Annotated in this window: 13 protein-coding genes; 9 read left to right on the top strand and 4 right to left on the bottom strand. The window is 73.9% G+C overall.

The annotated features are described in order from the left end of the window. Positions 1–287: 287 nt before the first annotated feature. On the bottom strand, positions 288–1,508 hold the full coding sequence (locus tag QMF80_RS07295; protein ID WP_283450631.1) for an acetyl-CoA C-acetyltransferase: 1,221 nt from the start codon (positions 1,506–1,508) through the stop codon (positions 288–290). Positions 1,509–1,634: 126 nt separating this feature from the next. Beyond that, positions 1,635–2,690 (bottom strand): SGNH/GDSL hydrolase family protein, encoded by a 1,056-nt coding sequence (locus tag QMF80_RS07300; RefSeq protein ID WP_283450633.1) that lies wholly within the window; start codon positions 2,688–2,690, stop codon positions 1,635–1,637. Positions 2,691–2,814: 124 nt separating this feature from the next. On the opposite strand from QMF80_RS07300, the gene QMF80_RS07305 reads away from it, so the two are divergent. Further along, a complete protein-coding gene (locus QMF80_RS07305; protein WP_283450805.1) occupies positions 2,815–4,197 on the top strand; it encodes a cystathionine beta-synthase in 1,383 nt (460 codons plus the stop codon). 621 nt (positions 4,198–4,818) lie between these two features. Here the strand turns inward: QMF80_RS07305 and QMF80_RS07310 are convergent. After that, the gene (locus QMF80_RS07310) at positions 4,819–5,187 is read right to left on the bottom strand and encodes a hypothetical protein (protein ID WP_283450635.1); all 369 of its coding nucleotides are present in this window, start codon (positions 5,185–5,187) and stop codon (positions 4,819–4,821) included. 155 nt (positions 5,188–5,342) lie between these two features. Between QMF80_RS07310 and QMF80_RS07315 the strand changes: the two genes are divergently transcribed. After that, positions 5,343–6,185, top strand: coding sequence for a MurR/RpiR family transcriptional regulator (locus QMF80_RS07315; protein ID WP_283450637.1), 843 nt, complete (start codon positions 5,343–5,345; stop codon positions 6,183–6,185). Positions 6,186–6,215: 30 nt separating this feature from the next. Here QMF80_RS07315 and QMF80_RS07320 read toward each other — a convergent pair whose 3' ends face one another. Next, a complete protein-coding gene (locus QMF80_RS07320; protein ID WP_283450638.1) occupies positions 6,216–7,682 on the bottom strand; it encodes a type III PLP-dependent enzyme domain-containing protein in 1,467 nt (488 codons plus the stop codon). Positions 7,683–7,786: 104 nt separating this feature from the next. On the opposite strand from QMF80_RS07320, the gene hutU reads away from it, so the two are divergent. From hutU to QMF80_RS07355, 7 genes are all read left to right on the top strand, one after another. Beyond that, a complete protein-coding gene (gene hutU, locus QMF80_RS07325; protein ID WP_283450640.1) occupies positions 7,787–9,448 on the top strand; it encodes a urocanate hydratase in 1,662 nt (553 codons plus the stop codon). Continuing rightward, positions 9,445–10,725 (top strand): allantoate amidohydrolase, encoded by a 1,281-nt coding sequence (locus tag QMF80_RS07330; RefSeq protein WP_502962789.1) that lies wholly within the window; start codon positions 9,445–9,447, stop codon positions 10,723–10,725. The genes hutU and QMF80_RS07330 overlap by 4 nt, the downstream gene beginning before the upstream one ends. Beyond that, positions 10,716–12,080 (top strand): formimidoylglutamate deiminase, encoded by a 1,365-nt coding sequence (locus QMF80_RS07335; RefSeq protein ID WP_283450642.1) that lies wholly within the window; start codon positions 10,716–10,718, stop codon positions 12,078–12,080. The genes QMF80_RS07330 and QMF80_RS07335 overlap by 10 nt, the downstream gene beginning before the upstream one ends. A gap of 40 nt (positions 12,081–12,120) precedes the next feature. Further along, positions 12,121–13,299, top strand: coding sequence for an imidazolonepropionase (hutI, locus tag QMF80_RS07340; RefSeq protein ID WP_283450644.1), 1,179 nt, complete (start codon positions 12,121–12,123; stop codon positions 13,297–13,299). Between the two features lie 110 nt (positions 13,300–13,409). Further along, positions 13,410–14,093, top strand: coding sequence for an LPXTG cell wall anchor domain-containing protein (locus tag QMF80_RS07345; protein WP_283450646.1), 684 nt, complete (start codon positions 13,410–13,412; stop codon positions 14,091–14,093). 17 nt (positions 14,094–14,110) lie between these two features. Then, the gene (locus QMF80_RS07350; protein ID WP_283450648.1) at positions 14,111–15,178 is read left to right on the top strand and encodes a COG1470 family protein; all 1,068 of its coding nucleotides are present in this window, start codon (positions 14,111–14,113) and stop codon (positions 15,176–15,178) included. Beyond that, entirely contained in the window at positions 15,175–16,389 is a 1,215-nt protein-coding gene (locus QMF80_RS07355) for a neocarzinostatin apoprotein domain-containing protein (RefSeq protein WP_283450650.1), read from the top strand. The genes QMF80_RS07350 and QMF80_RS07355 overlap by 4 nt, the downstream gene beginning before the upstream one ends. Positions 16,390–16,392: the final 3 nt, after the last annotated feature.

Here is a 16,392-nt window from a genome sequence, read left to right on the forward strand (position 1 = left end):
CAGGTCGGCCGCGACGGGGTTAGACCTGGCGTCAGTACGACGTACCGATGTCCCGGTTTTCCTTGCGGGGTCTGGGGAGTCCGCCGGCTGAGCCGCTCGCCTTCTTCATGTCGCGCTCGGCTTCGCCACCGCTGCGGGCAGGTGCCGTCCTCGTTCCTCGGACGACCCCTACCCTCCGCTACGGCTCAGCTGAGCCGCTCGCCTTCTTCATGTCGCGCTCGGCTTCGCCACCGCTGCGGGCAGGTGCCGTCCTCGTTCCTCGGACGACCCCTACCCTCCGCTACGGCTCAGCTGAGCCGCTCGATCACCATCGCCATGCCCTGGCCGCCGCCCACGCACATCGTTTCGAGACCGAACTGCTTGTCGTGGAACTGGAGGCTGTTGATCAGGGTGCCGGTGATGCGGGCGCCGGTCATCCCGAACGGGTGACCGACGGCGATGCCGCCGCCGTTGACGTTCAGCTTGTCCAGGTCCACGCCGAGGTCGCGGTAGGACGGGATGACCTGGGCCGCGAAGGCCTCGTTGATCTCGACGAGGTCGATGTCGCCGATGGTCAGGCCCGCCCGCTTGAGGGCCTGCTTCGACGCCTCGACCGGGCCGAGGCCCATGATCTCGGGGGACAGGCCGGTGACACCGGTGGAGACGATCCGGGCCAGCGGGGTCAGGCCCAGCTCGCGCGCCTTGGTGTCGCTCATGATGACCAGCGCCGCGGCGCCGTCGTTGAGCGGGCAGCAGTTGGCGGCCGTGATCAGGCCGTCGGGGCGGAAGACGGGCTTGAGGCCCTGCACGCCCTCCAGGGTGACCCCGGCGCGCGGGCCGTCGTCGGCGCTGACGACCGTACCGTCGGGGGTGGTGACCGGGGTGATCTCCCGCTCCCAGAAGCCGTTCTTGATGGCGGCCTCGGCGAGGTTCTGCGAGCGGACGCCGAACTCGTCCATGTCCGCGCGGGTCACGCCCTTGATCCGGGCCAGGTTCTCGGCGGTCTGGCCCATCGCGATGTACGCGTCGGGGATCAGGCCGTCCTCGCGCGGGTCGTGCCAGGAGGCGCCCTCGCTGGCGGCCACGGCGGCCGTACGGGCCTCCGCGTTGGCGAACAGCGGGTTGTGCGTGTCCGGCAGACCGTCCGAGGAGCCCTTCACGGAGCGGGAGACCATCTCGACGCCCGCCGAGATGAAGACGTCGCCCTCGCCCGCCTTGATGGCGTGCAGGGCCATCCGCGAGGTCTGGAGCGAGCTGGAACAGTAACGGGTGATCGTGCAGCCCGGCAGGTGGTCCATGCCCATCTGCACGGCCACGATCCGGCCCAGGTTGTGGCCCTGCTCGCCGCCCGGCAGACCGCAGCCGAGCATCAGGTCGTCGATCTCGCGCGGGTCCAGCCCGGGGATCTTCGCGAGGGCGGCCTGGATGATCGTGGCGGTCAGATCGTCCGGGCGGACGTCCTTGAGGGACCCCTTGAAGGCCCGGCCGATGGGGGAGCGGGCGGTGGAAACGATGACGGCTTCGGGCATCGGGACTCCAAGGGGGTGGGTTGCGGTGGTGCCGGGACCGCATGTGAAGTTACCGGCCCGTACCGTCGAGGTCACCGCCCTCGCCGTGTGACGAGCGCCGCACCCGGGCGCGACCGGGCGGCCGGGTCAGCCGACGGGCGTGTCCGGGAGGGTCCGGGTGCCCGGTCCGGGCCGGGTGCCGGGGCCCGGCTGGGTGGTGTCCGCCGGGTCGGCGCCCGGCAACCGCCGACGCCGCCGGTGCTTGAGCAGGGCCCAGGGCGCGCGGGCCGCCGTGACCTCGGTGCCCGCCTGGTTCGCGGCGGCCGAGGCGGCCTTGGCCACCGGGAGCATGTCCTCGTCGCGGGATACGTCGAGCCGGTCGGATTCCGGCCACAGCGCGAGGGTCGCGCACAAGGTGGGCAGGACGGCCATGGCGGCGGTCGCGTACCCCTCGGCGGACGGGTGGTAGGCGTCCGGGCCGAACATCTCGCGCGGATTCGCGGCGAACTCCGGGCCCAGCAGGTCGCCCATCGAGACGGTACGGCCGCCCTGGGCCACCACCCCGATGGTCTGCGCGGCGGCCAGCTGCCGGGACACCCGGCGGGCCACCCAGCGCAGCGGCTGGTACACCGGCTCGATCGTGCCGAGGTCGGGGCAGGTCCCCACCACCACCTCCGTGCCCGCCAGGCGCAGCCGCTTCACCGCCGCCGTCAGCAGCCGCACCGACTGGGTGGGCGGCATCCTGCGGGTCACGTCATTGGCCCCGATCATCACCACGGCCACGTCGGGGGCCTTCTCGCCGTGGTCCAGCAGCAGGGACACCTGCCGGTCGAGGTCGTCGGACATGGCCCCGGACAGCGCCACGTTCCGCAGCTGGACCGGCCGCTCCGCGATCGCCGCCAGACCCGAGGCGAGCAGCGCCGCCGGGGTCTGCCGGGCCCGCCGCACGCCGAGGCCCGCGGCCGTGGAGTCGCCCAGCATGGCGAGGCGCAGGGGGCCGGGGCTCATCTCCGGGCCGCCGAACTCGCTCCCGTACAGCCCGTCCGCACGCGGTGGATCGGTCAGCCCGGTGCCCACCGTCCGCTTCGCGAGCTGGACCTCGGCCACCACCAGTCCGACCGCCGCGGCCCCGAGCAGGCCGAGCCCGCCGCCGCCGTACGCCGCGCCCGCCGCGATCCGGCGGGCTGTTCTCGCCCTCGACACTTCAGGTCACCCTCCTTGCCTCTGCTGGCTTACCTGCCCCGTAGTGCCGCTTGTCCAATCTCTTTCCGCTTAGTCTGGCGGCACCTCCCGGAGAACCCGTGGAGTCCCCTCCTTGGAGAACATGGTGCAATTCCACGACTCGATGATCAGCCTCATCGGCAACACCCCGCTGGTGAAGCTCAACCGCGTGACCGAGGGCATCCAGGCCACCGTCCTGGCCAAGGTCGAGTACTTCAATCCGGGCGGATCCGTGAAGGACCGCATCGCCGTGCGCATGATCGAGGCGGCCGAGCAGAGCGGAGCGCTCAAGCCCGGTGGCACCATCGTGGAGCCGACCAGCGGCAACACCGGTGTAGGACTCGCCATCGTGGCCCAGCAGAAGGGCTACAAGTGCGTCTTCGTCTGTCCTGACAAGGTGTCGATGGACAAGATCAACGTGATGCGCGCGTACGGCGCCGAGGTCGTGGTCTGCCCGACCGCCGTCGACCCGGACCACCCGGACTCGTACTACAACGTGTCCGACCGCCTCGCGCGAGAGCCCGGCGCCTGGAAGCCCGACCAGTACAGCAACCCGAACAACCCGCGCTCGCACTACGAGACCACCGGCCCCGAGCTGTGGGAGCAGACGGACGGGAAGATCACCCACTTCGTCGCGGGCGTCGGCACCGGCGGCACGATCTCCGGCACCGGCGGGTACCTCAAGGAGGTGTCCGGGGGCAGCGTCAAGGTCATCGGCGCCGACCCCGAGGGCTCCGTGTACTCCGGCGGCTCGGGCCGCCCGTACCTCGTCGAGGGCGTCGGCGAGGACTTCTGGCCGAGCGCCTACGACCGCAACGTGACGGACGAGATCATCGCGGTGTCCGACAAGGACTCCTTCCAGATGACCCGCCGCCTCGCCAAGGAGGAGGGCCTGCTCGTCGGCGGCTCCTGCGGGATGGCCGTGGTGGCCGCGCTCAAGGCCGCCGAGGGTCTCGGGCCGGACGACGTGGTCGTCGTACTGCTTCCGGACAGCGGGCGCGGCTACCTCAGCAAGATCTTCAGTGACGAGTGGATGGCCGGGCACGGCTTCCTTGAGGAGGCGGGTACGGCCGCCCGCATCGGCCAGGTGCTCGCGGACAAGGAGGGCGGCATTCCGTCCCTCGTCCACATGCACCCGGAGGAGACCGTCGGCGAGGCGATCGAGGTGCTGCGCGAGTACGGCGTCTCGCAGATGCCGATCGTCAAGCCGGGCGCCGGTCACCCGGACGTGATGGCCGCAGAGGTCATCGGGTCGGTGGTGGAGAAGGAGCTGCTGTCGGCGCTGTTCGCGCAGCGGGCCTCGCTGAGCGACCCGCTGGAGAAGCACATGAGCGCGCCGCTGCCGCAGGTCGGGTCCGGCGAGCCGGTCTCCGAGCTGATGGCGGTGCTCGGTACGGCGGACGCGGCGATCGTCCTCGTCGAGGGCAAGCCGACCGGTGTGGTGAGCCGTCAGGACCTGCTGGCGTTCCTCGCGCGGGGCGCGAAGTAGTCGGCCGGTCGCTCTTCGCGGAACCGGTACGGGCCCGACATGTGGCGGCAGCACCGGCTTAACACTGCTCCGGCACAGTGGTGGTCGTCGGAAGGAACCGGGAGCGGAACCCGGACCGGTTCCACCGGCGCCACGAGCGGCGTTGCGCGACTCCGGAGCGGCTCCCGGACCGCGGGGCGTCACGGACGCGGACGGCCCTGACCCGGCCGTGTCCTTCGCGGGGGCCGCCGTCGTCCCGCCCCCCCGGGTAACCGGGGGTGCGGCGGTCCCCGCCAAATCCGTCCCCTCGCGGGGGGCGCTGGACCTGGGCGTGCGGTGACGACGTCTGCCTGTCGGCTTGTCGGCTTGTCGGGCTGTCCGCCGGTCCGCCTGGCCGCCTGTCCGCCTGCCTGTCGCCCCTGCCCCGTGGGCGCGCGTCTCCCCTGCCGGTGCGAGACCAGCCTGCCCGGCGTTCGATGCGCCGCCGGAGGCGAAGCGCGGGGCGGCGGCCGGGTGGCCTCAGGGTTCCGTCGCCCGCGGACGCGTGTCGCCTCCGGCGGCGCCTCAAAACGCCGGCGGGGCTGATTCGCCCCGGCGGGGCTTCGTGTCTCGGCGGGGCTGATGGCGCCGCGGGGGTTTTGGTCAGGGGGTCGTGGGGCGGGGTCTGGTGTGGGCGAAGGTGACGCCGAGGATGCCGGCCCAGGAGATCAGGAGGCCTGTCAGGCCCGCGTTGACCACCGCGACGGCCGACAACGGGATCGCCAGCACCAGCGTCACGATGGCGAAGCCGAACCGTTCTCCGAAACTACCGGCGCCCGGCACCGCCCCCGGCCCGCGGGCCTCCGCCAGGCGTTGTTCGGCCAGGCGCCGCCTGACCTGCGTGTCGACCTTCTCGACGAAGGAATCCACGAGCGCCGACTCGTACTCGGGCCCCAGCTCCCCGCGGGCCCTCAAGGTGGCGTCGAGATCCTTCTTCAGCTCTTGGGCGTGCAGGTGGGTGTGGGGTTCCATGCCCACCAGGCTAGGAAGGCCGACCGCCCCGGGCACTGGGGCTAGCCCCCGTATCCCGTTCCGGCCGGCGGACCAGGCTTGCTGTGCTGCATAACTGCATGCAAAGTGCTTGCAGGCTGAATAATCCAGGGGTCCACGGGACGGAGGGGGGCGGGATGAGCGACAGTCCGGCCGCACGGCTGCAGAAGCTGTTCGAGGGGCACAGGCTGACACCGACCCAGCGCCGGATCGCGCACTGCATGGTGCGCGGGGCGGCCGAGGTGCCGTTCCTGTCCAGCGTCGAGCTGGCCGAACTGGCGGGGGTCAGCCAGCCCTCGGTGACCCGCTTCGCGGTGGCGCTCGGCTTCGACGGCTATCCCGCGCTGCGCCGACACCTGCGCGAGGTGGCACCCGCCGACCGGTCGGGCGGCCCGCACGAGGACGCGTACAACGAGTACCAGCAGGCGGTCCAGGGCGAGATCGAGAACCTGCGCCGCCTCTCGGCGATGCTCGCCGACCCGGCGCCGGTGCAGGAGGCGGGCCGGCTGCTCGCCGGTTCGGCCCCGCTGCCCGTGCTCGGGCTGCGGGCCGCGTCCTCGCAGGCCCGCGGCTTCGCGTACTTCGCGATGAAGCTCCACCCCGACGTGCGGCTCCTCGACGAGGGCGGTTCGATGCTGGCCGACCGGATCGACGCGGCCGTCGCCTCCGGGGCCTCGGCGCTGCTCTGCTTCGCGCTGCCCCGGCATCCGCGCGAGGTGGTGGCGGCCCTGGAGTACGCCCGTACGGCGGGGCTGACCGTCGTCACCGTCGCCGACTCGGCCTTCGCGCCGGTGGCCCGCCACTCGGACCTGCTGATCCCGGCGCCGGTCGGCACCGGGCTGGCCTTCGACACGGCGTGTGCGCCGATGCTGCTGGGGCGGGTGCTGCTGGAGGCGATGGCGGACGCGCTGCCGGACGCGCAGGCCCGTCTGGAGGCCTTCGACGCCAAGGCGGCCGCCCGTTCCCTCTTCGTCGAGTAGGCCGAGCGGGCCGAGCGGCCGGACGGCGGCTCACAGCAGGGCGTCCCGGTGGCCCGCGCCCGCCTCCTCGGCGATCGACGCGAGCGTCTGCGCGGGGCGGGCCAGGGCGAAGCGGACCGTGCCGCCGCGCACCGCGAAGCCGTGGACGGCGGGGCGGGGCAGGCTGTTGTAGCCGTAGTGGGCCGTGAAGAAGTACGCGCCCGTGTCCGGTACGGCGATCAGGTCCCCGGGACCGAGCGGCGGCAGCGGCCGCGCCACGGCCAGCAGGTCGCCCGCGAAGCAGGCGGGCCCCGCGACGTCCTGGGCCACGGGCGCCCCGCGCTTGGGGACGCCGCGGCCGTCGTAGGCGAGGATCCGTACCGGCCAGGCGGCGGGCGCGTAGACGGTACGGGTGGCCAGCTGGACCCCCGCGTGGGTCAGCGCGATGGGGCGGGAGCCGGCGCTCTTCGTGTACTCGACCCGGGCCACCACCAGCCCGTGCTTGGCCAGCAGCGACCGGCCGAACTCGGTGACCAGGCCGTAGGAGCCGTCGAAGAGGGCCGGGACGGCGGCGCGCAGGGCGGCCGCGTACTCGGCGTACGTCGGGACCTCGGCGTCGGAGGCGAAGTTCACCGGCAGGCCGCCGCCGATGTCGAGGGTGTCGATCTGCCGCCGCCCGGCCGCCGCGTTGATCTCCTCGGCCAGCGCGTGCACCGCGCGCACCCCGTCCGCGATCAGCGGCAGGGGGACGCCCTGCGAGCCGGAGTGGGTGTGCAGGCGGGTGATCCAGGGGCGCTCGACGCAGGCGCGCACCAGCCACGCGCGCGCTCCCTCGTCGCGCAGCGCGAACCCGAACTTCGAGGTGGCGGTGGCGGTGGAGAGGGCCTCGATGGAGCCCGCGCCGGTCTGCGGGTTCACCCGCAGGCCCACCGGGGAGCGGGCCGGGCCCGGGGCCGCGGCGATCAGGGCGTCGAGGCGGGCCAGCTCCTGGGGGTTGTCGGCGTTGAGGGCGACGCCGTGGGCCAGCGCCTCGCGCAGCTCGGCGGTGGTCTTGGCGGGGGAGTCCAGCACGGTCCGGCCGGGGCCGACTCCGGCGGCCCGGCCCAGGGCCAGTTCCCCGGGGCTGGCCACCTCGCAGCCGAGGCCCGCGTCCGCGAGCAGCCGCAGCACCGGGACCAGTGGGCAGGCCTTGACGGCGAAGGCGTGCAGCACCGGGGTCCCCGGGGGCAGGGCGTGCGCGAAGGCGCTGGTCAGGGCGGCGGCGGAGGCCCGGATCCCGGCGGTGTCCAGCAGGCAGACCAGGGGCTCGTCCGCCTCGCCCGGTCCCACCAGCCCCTGCTCGACCGCGGCCCGTACGGCCTGGTCGCGGCGGGTACGGGCGCCTTCCGCGGCCGCCTCGGCGGCCACCACCGCCGCCGTACCGCCCGCCGGGCCCCGCGCCGTACCGCCCGCTGGATCCCGCGCCGTACCGCCCGCCGGGCCCCGCGCGGTACCGCCCGTCGTCCTGTCCGCCGTCATGTTCGTCAGCCAACCATCACCACGACTCGCCCGCAGCTGTTGACTGAACCTATTCAGCGCGCAAGTATGTGAATGGATTGACCAACATCGGAGGAGGCACCGCCATGTCAGGACCCCGCCCCGTACGGGCCGCGCGAGGCACCGGACTCAGCACCCTGGGATGGCAGCAGGAGGCCGCGCTGCGGATGCTGCAGAACAACCTCGACCCCGAGGTCGCCGAACACCCCGACAAGCTCGTCGTCTACGGCGGCACCGGCAAGGCGGCCCGCGACTGGCGCTCGTACGACGCCATGGTCCGCACGCTCCAGACCCTCAAGCAGGACGAGACCATGCTGGTCCAGTCCGGCCGCCCGGTCGGCGTGATGCAGACCCACGAGTGGGCCCCGCGCGTTCTGCTCGCCAACTCCAACCTGGTCGGCGACTGGGCCAACTGGGAGGAGTTCCGGCGCCTGGAGAACCTCGGCCTGACCATGTACGGGCAGATGACCGCCGGTTCCTGGATCTACATCGGCACCCAGGGCATCCTCCAGGGCACCTACGAGACCTTCGCCGCCGTCGCCGCGAAGAAGTTCGGGGGCACCCTGGCCGGGACGATCACCCTGACCGCCGGGCTCGGCGGCATGGGCGGCGCCCAGCCGCTCGCCGTGACTATGAACGACGGCGTCGCGATCTGCATCGACGTCGACCCGCGGGCCATCGACCGCCGCATCGAGCACCGCTTCCTCGACGTCAAGGCCGACAGCCTCCAGCACGCCCTCGCGCTCGCCGTCGAGGCGCGCGACGCCCGCAAGCCGCTCTCCATCGGCCTGCTCGGCAACGCCGCCGACCTCCTCCCGCAGATGCTCGCGGAAGGCGCGCCGATCGACATCGTGACGGACCAGACCTCCGCGCACGACCCGCTCGCCTACCTGCCGACCGGCGTCGACTTCGACGACATGGCCGCCTACGCCGCCAAGGACCCGGCGGGCTTCACCACCCGCGCCCGCGAGTCCATGGCCAAGCACGTCGAGGCCATGGTCGGCTTCATGGACGCGGGCTCCGAGGTCTTCGACTACGGCAACTCCATCCGCGGCGAGGCCCAGCTGGCCGGTTACGACCGCGCCTTCGCCTTCCCCGGCTTCGTCCCCGCCTACATCCGCCCGCTCTTCTGCGAGGGCAAGGGCCCCTTCCGCTGGGCGGCCCTGTCCGGCGAGGCCTCGGACATCCACAAGACCGACAAGGCGATGCTCGACCTCTTCCCGGAGAACGAGTCCCTGCACCGCTGGATCAAGATGGCGGGCGAGCGCGTCCACTTCCAGGGCCTGCCCGCGCGCATCTGCTGGCTCGGCTACGGCGAGCGCGACAAGGCGGGCGAGCGCTTCAACGAGATGGTCGCCGACGGCACCCTCGCCGCCCCGCTGGTCATCGGCCGCGACCACCTCGACTGCGGCTCGGTGGCCTCCCCGTACCGCGAGACCGAGGCGATGCTCGACGGCTCCGACGCGATCGCCGACTGGCCGCTGCTCAACGCCATGGTCAACGTCGCCTCCGGCGCATCCTGGGTCTCCATCCACCACGGCGGCGGCGTCGGCATGGGCCGCTCCATCCACGCGGGCCAGGTCACGGTCGCCGACGGCACCAAGCTCGCGGGCGAGAAGATCCGCCGCGTGCTCACCAACGACCCCGGCATGGGCGTCATCCGCCACGTCGACGCGGGCTACGACATCGCCGAGACGGTCGCCGAGGAGCGCGACGTCCGCATCCCCATGCGGGAGGGCTCCGCGTGAGCCAGGCTCCCGAGGCGCAGGCTCCGGGGGCACCGGCTCCCGGGGCGCCCGCCGCCCGGGCCGCGGGCGCCGCCTCCTTCCACACCCTGTGGAACGAGCTGGCGCCCGTCGGCCGGGACCAGGGGAGCGGCGGCTACCGCCGCTACGCCTGGACCGGTGCCGACGCCGACTGCCGGACCTGGTTCCAGGAGCAGGCGCAGGCCCGCGGCCTGGCGTACGAGACCGACCGCAACGGCAACCAGTGGGCCTGGCTCGGCGACCCCCTCGCGGGGGACGCCGTCGTCACCGGCTCCCACCTGGACTCCGTACCCGACGGCGGGGCCTTCGACGGCCCCCTCGGGGTGGTGTCCTCCTTCGCGGCCCTGGACGAACTCCGGGCCCGGGGAGCGGAGTTCACCAGGCCGCTGGCCATCACCAACTTCGGTGACGAGGAGGGCGCCCGCTTCGGGCTGGCCTGCGTCGGCTCCCGGCTCACCGCCGGACAGCTGACCAAGGAGAAGGCGTACGCACTCCGCGACGCGGACGGCATCAGCCTGCCCCGCGCCATGGAGAACGCCGGATACGACCCCGAGACCATCGGGGCCGACCCCGAACGCCTCGCCCGGATCGGCGCCTTCGTCGAACTCCACGTCGAGCAGGGCCGCGCCCTGGACCTGTCCGGCGACCGGGTCGGCCTCGCCTCCGCGATCTGGCCGCACGGCCGCTGGCGCTTCGACTTCCGCGGCGAGGCCAACCACGCGGGCACCACCCGCCTGGTGGACCGGCGCGACCCGATGCTCACCTACGCGGCGACCGTACTGGCCGCCCGCACCGAGGCCGCCCTCGCCGGGGCCGTCGCCACCTTCGGCAAGATCGCGGTCGAGCCCAACGGGGTCAACGCCATCCCCTCGCTGGTCCGCGGCTGGCTCGACTCCCGCGCCCCCGACCAGGCCGCTCTCGACACCGTGGTCACGGCCATCGAGAAGGCCGCCCGGGAGCGCGCCGACATCGAGGGCATCGACCTGAGCGTGGTCCGGGAGTCCTTCACCCCGGTCATCGAGTTCGAGCACGCCCTGCGTGACGAGCTGAACCGGATCCTGGGCGGGGCCCTCCCCGTCCTCGGTACGGGTGCGGGACACGACGCCGGAATCCTCTCCGGATCGGTCCCGACCGCGATGCTGTTCGTACGCAATCCCACCGGCGTCTCCCACTCCCCGGCCGAGTACGCCGCCGAGGACGACTGCGTCGCCGGAGTCCTCGCCCTCGCCGACGTCCTGGAAGGCCTCGCATGCAGTTGAAGGGGCACGTGCTGACCGCGCAGCAGACGACGTACTGGCTGGAACACGCCTGGCTCGGCACCCACGTCGAGCCGGGCGTCGCCCTGGACGTCCGGGACGGCCGGATCGCCGCCCTGCGCACCGAGGTGCCCGCCCCGCCCCCCGGCGCCGAAGTACTGCGCGGCCTGACCCTGCCGGGCCTCGCCAACGCGCACAGCCACGCCTTCCACCGGGCCCTGCGCGGCACCGTCCAGGTCGGCAGCGGCACCTTCTGGACCTGGCGCGACTTCATGTACAAGGTCGCCCAGAACCTCACCCCCGACTCCTACTTCGCCCTCGCCCGCGCCGTGTACGCGGAGATGGCGCTGGCCGGGATCACCGCCGTGGGGGAGTTCCACTACGTCCACCACGCGCCCGGCGGCACGCCCTACGCGGACCCCAACGCCATGGGAGAGGCCCTCATCGAGGCCGCCGCCGCGGCGGGCATCCGCATCACCCTGCTCGACACGGCCTACCTCTCCTCCGGCTTCGGCAAGGCTCCCGAACCGCACCAGCTGCGCTTCTCCGACGGCGCCGCCGACGCCTGGGCCGAACGGGCCGCCGCCCTCAAGCCCCGCGAACACGCCCTGATCGGAGCGGCGGTGCACTCCGTGCGCGCCGTTCCCGCCGACCAGCTGGCCACCGTCGCCGCCTGGGCCGCCGAGCGCCGGGCCCCGCTGCACGTGCACCTCTCCGAGCAGACCGCCGAGAACGACGCCTGCCGGGCGGCGCACGGGCGCACGCCCACCCAGCTGCTCGCCGACCACGGCGTCCTGGGCCCGCGCACCACCGGGGTCCACAACACGCACCTCACCGACGGGGACATCGCCCTCCTCGGCGGCACCTCCACCGGCACCTGCATGTGCCCCACCACCGAACGCGACCTCGCCGACGGCATCGGCCCGGCCACCCGGCTCCAGCACGCGGGCAGCCCGCTGTCCCTGGGCAGCGACAGCCACGCCGTCATCGACCTGCTCGAAGAGGCCCGCGCGATGGAGCTGAACGAGCGCCTGCGCAGCCGGACCCGGGGCCACTGGACGGCGAACGCGCTGCTGACCGCCGCCACCGGGGACGGCCACGCCGCCCTCGGCTGGAGCGAGGCGGGCCGGCTGGAGCGGGGCGCGCTCGCGGACTTCACCACGGTCGCGCTGGACTCCGTACGGACGGCGGGGACGCTGCCGCGGCTCGGCGCCGAGACGGCCGTGTTCGCGGCCTCCGCCGCCGACGTCCGCCATACGGTGGTGGGCGGTCGCCACATCGTCCGCGACGGTGCCCACGCCTTGGTCGGGGACGTCCCGTCCGCCCTGGCCGAGTCCATCGCGGCCCTGCGCGCCTAATCACACCGCGGCTCCGCCCCGTGCTCTCCGAGAGGAACCCGTGACCACCACCGTCATCACCCACATCGGCAGCCTCGTCACCAACGACCCCGCACAGGGCGACGGCACCCCCCTCGGCCTGATCGAGAACGCCGCCGTCGTCATCGAGGACGACAAGGTCGCCTGGGTCGGCCCCGCCGCCGACGCCCCCGCCGCCGACACCGCGTTCGACGCGACCGGCCGCGCCGTGATCCCCGGCTTCGTCGACTCCCACTCGCACCTGGTCTTCGCGGGCGACCGCACCGCCGAGTTCAACGCCCGGATGTCCGGCCGCGGCTACTCCGCCGGAGGCATCCGCACCACCGTCGCCGCCACCCGCGCCGCCTCCGACGCCGAGCTGGAGGCGAACCTGGTGCGCCACCTCGACGAGGCCCGCCGTCAGGGCACCACCACCTTCGAGACCAAGTCCGGCTACGGCCTCACCGTCGAGGACGAGGCCCGCGCCCTGCGCATCGCCGCCGCGCACACCGAGGAGGTCACCTACCTCGGCGCGCACATCGTCTCCCCGGACTACGCGGATGACCCGGCCGCCTACGTGTCCCTGGTCACCGGCGAGATGCTGGCCGCCTGCGCCCCGTACGCCCGCTGGGTGGACGTCTTCTGCGAGAAGGGCGCCTTCGACGGGGACCAGGCCCGCGCCGTCCTCACGGCGGGCGCCGCCGCCGGGCTGATCCCGCGCGTCCACGCCAACCAGCTCTCCCACGGTCCCGGCGTCCAGCTCGCCGTGGAGCTGGAGGCGGCCTCCGCCGACCACTGCACCCACCTCACGGACGCCGACGTGGACGCGCTCGGCCAGGCCGCCGCGACCACGGTCGCGACCCTGCTGCCGGGCGCCGAGTTCTCCACCCGTGCCCAGTGGCCCGACGCCCGGCGGCTGTTGAACGCGGGCGCCACGGTCGCGCTCTCCACCGACTGCAACCCCGGTTCCTCCTACACGAGTTCGATGCCCTTCTGCATCGCCCTCGCCGTCCGGGACATGGGCATGACCCCCGACGAGGCCCTGTGGTCCGCCACCGCGGGCGGTGCCCGCGCCCTGCGGCGCACCGACATCGGCACGCTCACGCCCGGCGCGCGCGCCGATCTGGCCGTCCTGGACGCCCCGAGCCACGTCCACCTGGCCTACCGGCCCGGTGTTCCCCTCGTTTCGGCCGTGTGGCAGCGGGGTGTCCGGGCCTCCTGATACCGGGGGGCCCTTGTCTCTTCCCTCCGTACGCCCCCCGGCGTACTTTGAGCCACCAATCTGATGTGCCGTCAGTAACTTGTGGTTCCACGGTCGAGGGGAAGACGAAGGTGTCCCACCGGAAACGCTCCACCGCGCTCGCGCTCGCCACCGCGCTGGCCGGATCGGCGGTCCTGCTGGCCGCCCCGGCCGCGCAGGCCGATGTGGTCGACGTCAAGTACGACTGCCAGACCCCGATCGGTCCCAAATCGGCGGTCTCGCCCATCGACATCAAGGCCGTCAAGGAGGGCGACGGCTACAAACTCACGATGTCCTTCCAAAAGGGCGTCTCCTCCAGCCCCATCGAACTCGGCCCGGGCGCCATGGTGCCCAGCGCCGTCATCGTGGTCGCCGGGGCCGAGACGGCCAGCGTGCCCGTCTCGGGGCCGCCCAACGCCGCGGCGGCCCCCGCCAACACCCCGATCAAGATCTCCGACCTCTCGGGCACCTACACCCCGAAGAAGAGCGGCAAGGTCACCTTCACCGCGGGCGTCCTGACCATCAAGGCGATGGGCACCACGACCACCTGCGAGACCGGCAACAGCCCCAAGCCGGCCCTGGAGATGGACGTGGCCGCCGCCGCGGGCGCCCCCAAGGCCCCCGCCACGGGCGGTTCCACCGGCGGCGACACCCTGCCGCAGACCGGTCCCGCCGACTCCGCGATCGCCCTCGGCACCCTGGGCGCGACCGTGCTGCTCTCCGGGGCCGCCGGAGTGCTCTGGCTGACCCGGCGCGGCCAGCGGGCCCGGTCCTGAACGGAGCGGCCCCGGCGATGCCCGTGCTCCGTGACCGTGACCACACCCCCCGGGGCCACCGCCCGCCCCGGGGCCACCGCCCGCCCTGCGGCCCGCGCGCGGCCGCGCTGTTCGGGGCCCTCCTCGGCGCGGTCCTGCTCGCCGCGGCCCCGCCCCGCGCCGCCGCGGCGCGGGCGGCGGACCCCGGCTGGACCGCCGAACCCGCCACCGGAGCGGGCGTCCGCCCCGGTGGCGCCCGCCCGTACTTCTACCTGGAAGGGATCCCCGGCACCGTGCTGGAGGACCGGCTGGCCCTGGCCAACCCCACCGACCGGGAGCACACCGTGACCCTGCGCGGGGCCGACGCCTACAACGCGGACGGCGGCGCCCTCGCGGTCCGCCCGGCCGCGGAGTCCACCGCGGCCGGGTCCTGGATCAGCTTCGGCGCGGGCGCCACGGTGAAGGTCCCGCCGCACACCCGCGCCGTGGTCCCCTTCACCGTCACCGTGCCGCCCGCCGCGGTTCCCGGCGACCACCCCGTCGCCGTCGTCGCCACCGAATCCGGTCACGAGGCGGGCGTACGGGTCCACTTGCGGGTCAGCGGTCCCATGCTGGCCGCCCTCACCGTCGAGCGTGCCTCGGTCAGCGGCCGGGGCCGGGCCGCCGTCATCCACTACACCCTGGTCAACCGGGGCAACGTGGCCCTCGCGCCCGACCTGTCGGTGGGCGCCGAGGGCCTGTTCGGTGCGCTGCCCGTCCCGGCGAAGCACCCCCTGCCGGTGGAACTGCTGCCCGGTCAGCGCGTCGAGCTGAACGAACCCTGGCCCGGCGCCCCGGACGCCGACGACGTCGGCCTCACCCTCACGGTCACCGCCCCCGGCGGCGCGCACGCGACGGCCACCGCCTCCGCGCGGCTCGTCCCGTGGGGCCCCGCCGGCTGGGCGGGCGCCGGGCTGCTCGGCCTCGGCGCCGCCGCCCTGGTGGCCCGGCCGCGCGTACGGGCCCGGCGGGCCTCCCGCGCACCGTCGCCCACCGACCGGGCGGAGCCCACCGGAGCGGCCGAACCAGCCCCGACGGAAGACGAGTTGACGGGAGCGTCCAGGTGAGCGCGCACTACGATCCGCACCCCGCGTCCGCCCGGGCCCGGCGCGGGCGGCTGCCCGCCGGGCTGCTCGGGCTCGCCGCCGCCGCGCTGGGAGCCGTACTCGTGCTGCTGGCCCTGGCGCCCGTACCGGCCTGGTCGGCGGCGCGGGACGACGGCAAGCCCGTCGCCGCGCTCTCCCTCCAGGAGGTCGCCAAGGGCACCGAGGTCACCGTCACCGGTACCGGCTGGCGGCCCAAGACCCTGGTGATGGTGCTGGTCTGCGGCCAGAACATGATCGGCGGCACCAACAGCTGCGCCAACGCCGACGGCACCGCCGTCTCCGTCGACGCGTCGGGCCGTTTCGCCGCCCAGTTGCCGGTGGTGGGACCGCCCAAGCCCTGTCCCTGTGTGGTCGACGTGGCCTCCGTCAACGGGGACCAGTCCAATGTGGCCCTCCCCGTCAAGATCACCGACCACCCGGTGGCGGAACTGCCCGCCGAGTCCGGCACGGGCCGCCTCGCCGTCCTCACCGGGGTGCGGCTGGAGGGCGACGACGGCGTACTGACCTGGTTCGGCGCTCCGCCCGCACGGACCTTCGTCGTCACCGTCGGCAACCTCGGCTCGGCCCCGGTCACCGACCCCGTCTTCCAGATCGGCACCGCCCACGGGGTGTTCGCGCCGACCTGGGAGGAGCACCAGTGGAAGGGCACGATCGCGCCCGGCCAGAAGGCGCGGGTCGCGATCGACGTCTCGCTGGGCGCGGGCGACTACGGCGACTACGCGCTCTCCCTCAAGTACGGCGAGAAGGTCCTGGCCACCCAGCCCTGGGGGGTGGACCGGCCGTACGGCGTCCTGCTGTTCTGGGTCCTGCTCTGCGTGGTGATCCCCGCCGGGATCTTCCGGATCGGCATGGCCGTCGTCGACCGGGTCCGCCCGCGCGTGCCCGGTACCGCCGGGCGCCACCGCGGCGCCGCGACCGCCGGAGCCGAGGCGGACCGGGACCCGGCGAACGCCGTCACCGCGCGGCTGCCGCGGATCCCGGCCGTACGCCGCCCCGCCGTACGCCGCCCGGGCGGCGGCCCGCTCCGGCCGCGGGCGGCCGAACCACCCGAGACCACCACGGCCGTACTGCCGTGGTTCACCCCGGACGGCACGGCCGCGCCGGGGGCAGCACCACCCGCACAGACATCCGCACCGTCAGAAGACCATCCGACAACGAAGGGACAGTCGTGAAGA

Source organism: Streptomyces sp. G-G2 (assembly GCF_030063135.1).
Lineage (GTDB): Bacteria > Actinomycetota > Actinomycetes > Streptomycetales > Streptomycetaceae > Streptomyces.

Coding starts and splice junctions, on each gene's coding strand:
- QMF80_RS07295 (WP_283450631.1), bottom strand. CDS start 1,508: ATGCCCGAAGCCGTCATCGTTTCCACCGCCCGCTCCCCCATCGGCCGG.
- QMF80_RS07310 (WP_283450635.1), bottom strand. CDS start 5,187: ATGGAACCCCACACCCACCTGCACGCCCAAGAGCTGAAGAAGGATCTC.
- QMF80_RS07315 (WP_283450637.1), top strand. CDS start 5,343: ATGAGCGACAGTCCGGCCGCACGGCTGCAGAAGCTGTTCGAGGGGCAC.
- QMF80_RS07320 (WP_283450638.1), bottom strand. CDS start 7,682: ATGACGGCGGACAGGACGACGGGCGGTACCGCGCGGGGCCCGGCGGGC.
- hutU (WP_283450640.1), top strand. CDS start 7,787: ATGTCAGGACCCCGCCCCGTACGGGCCGCGCGAGGCACCGGACTCAGC.
- QMF80_RS07335 (WP_283450642.1), top strand. CDS start 10,716: ATGCAGTTGAAGGGGCACGTGCTGACCGCGCAGCAGACGACGTACTGG.
- QMF80_RS07350 (WP_283450648.1), top strand. CDS start 14,111: ATGCCCGTGCTCCGTGACCGTGACCACACCCCCCGGGGCCACCGCCCG.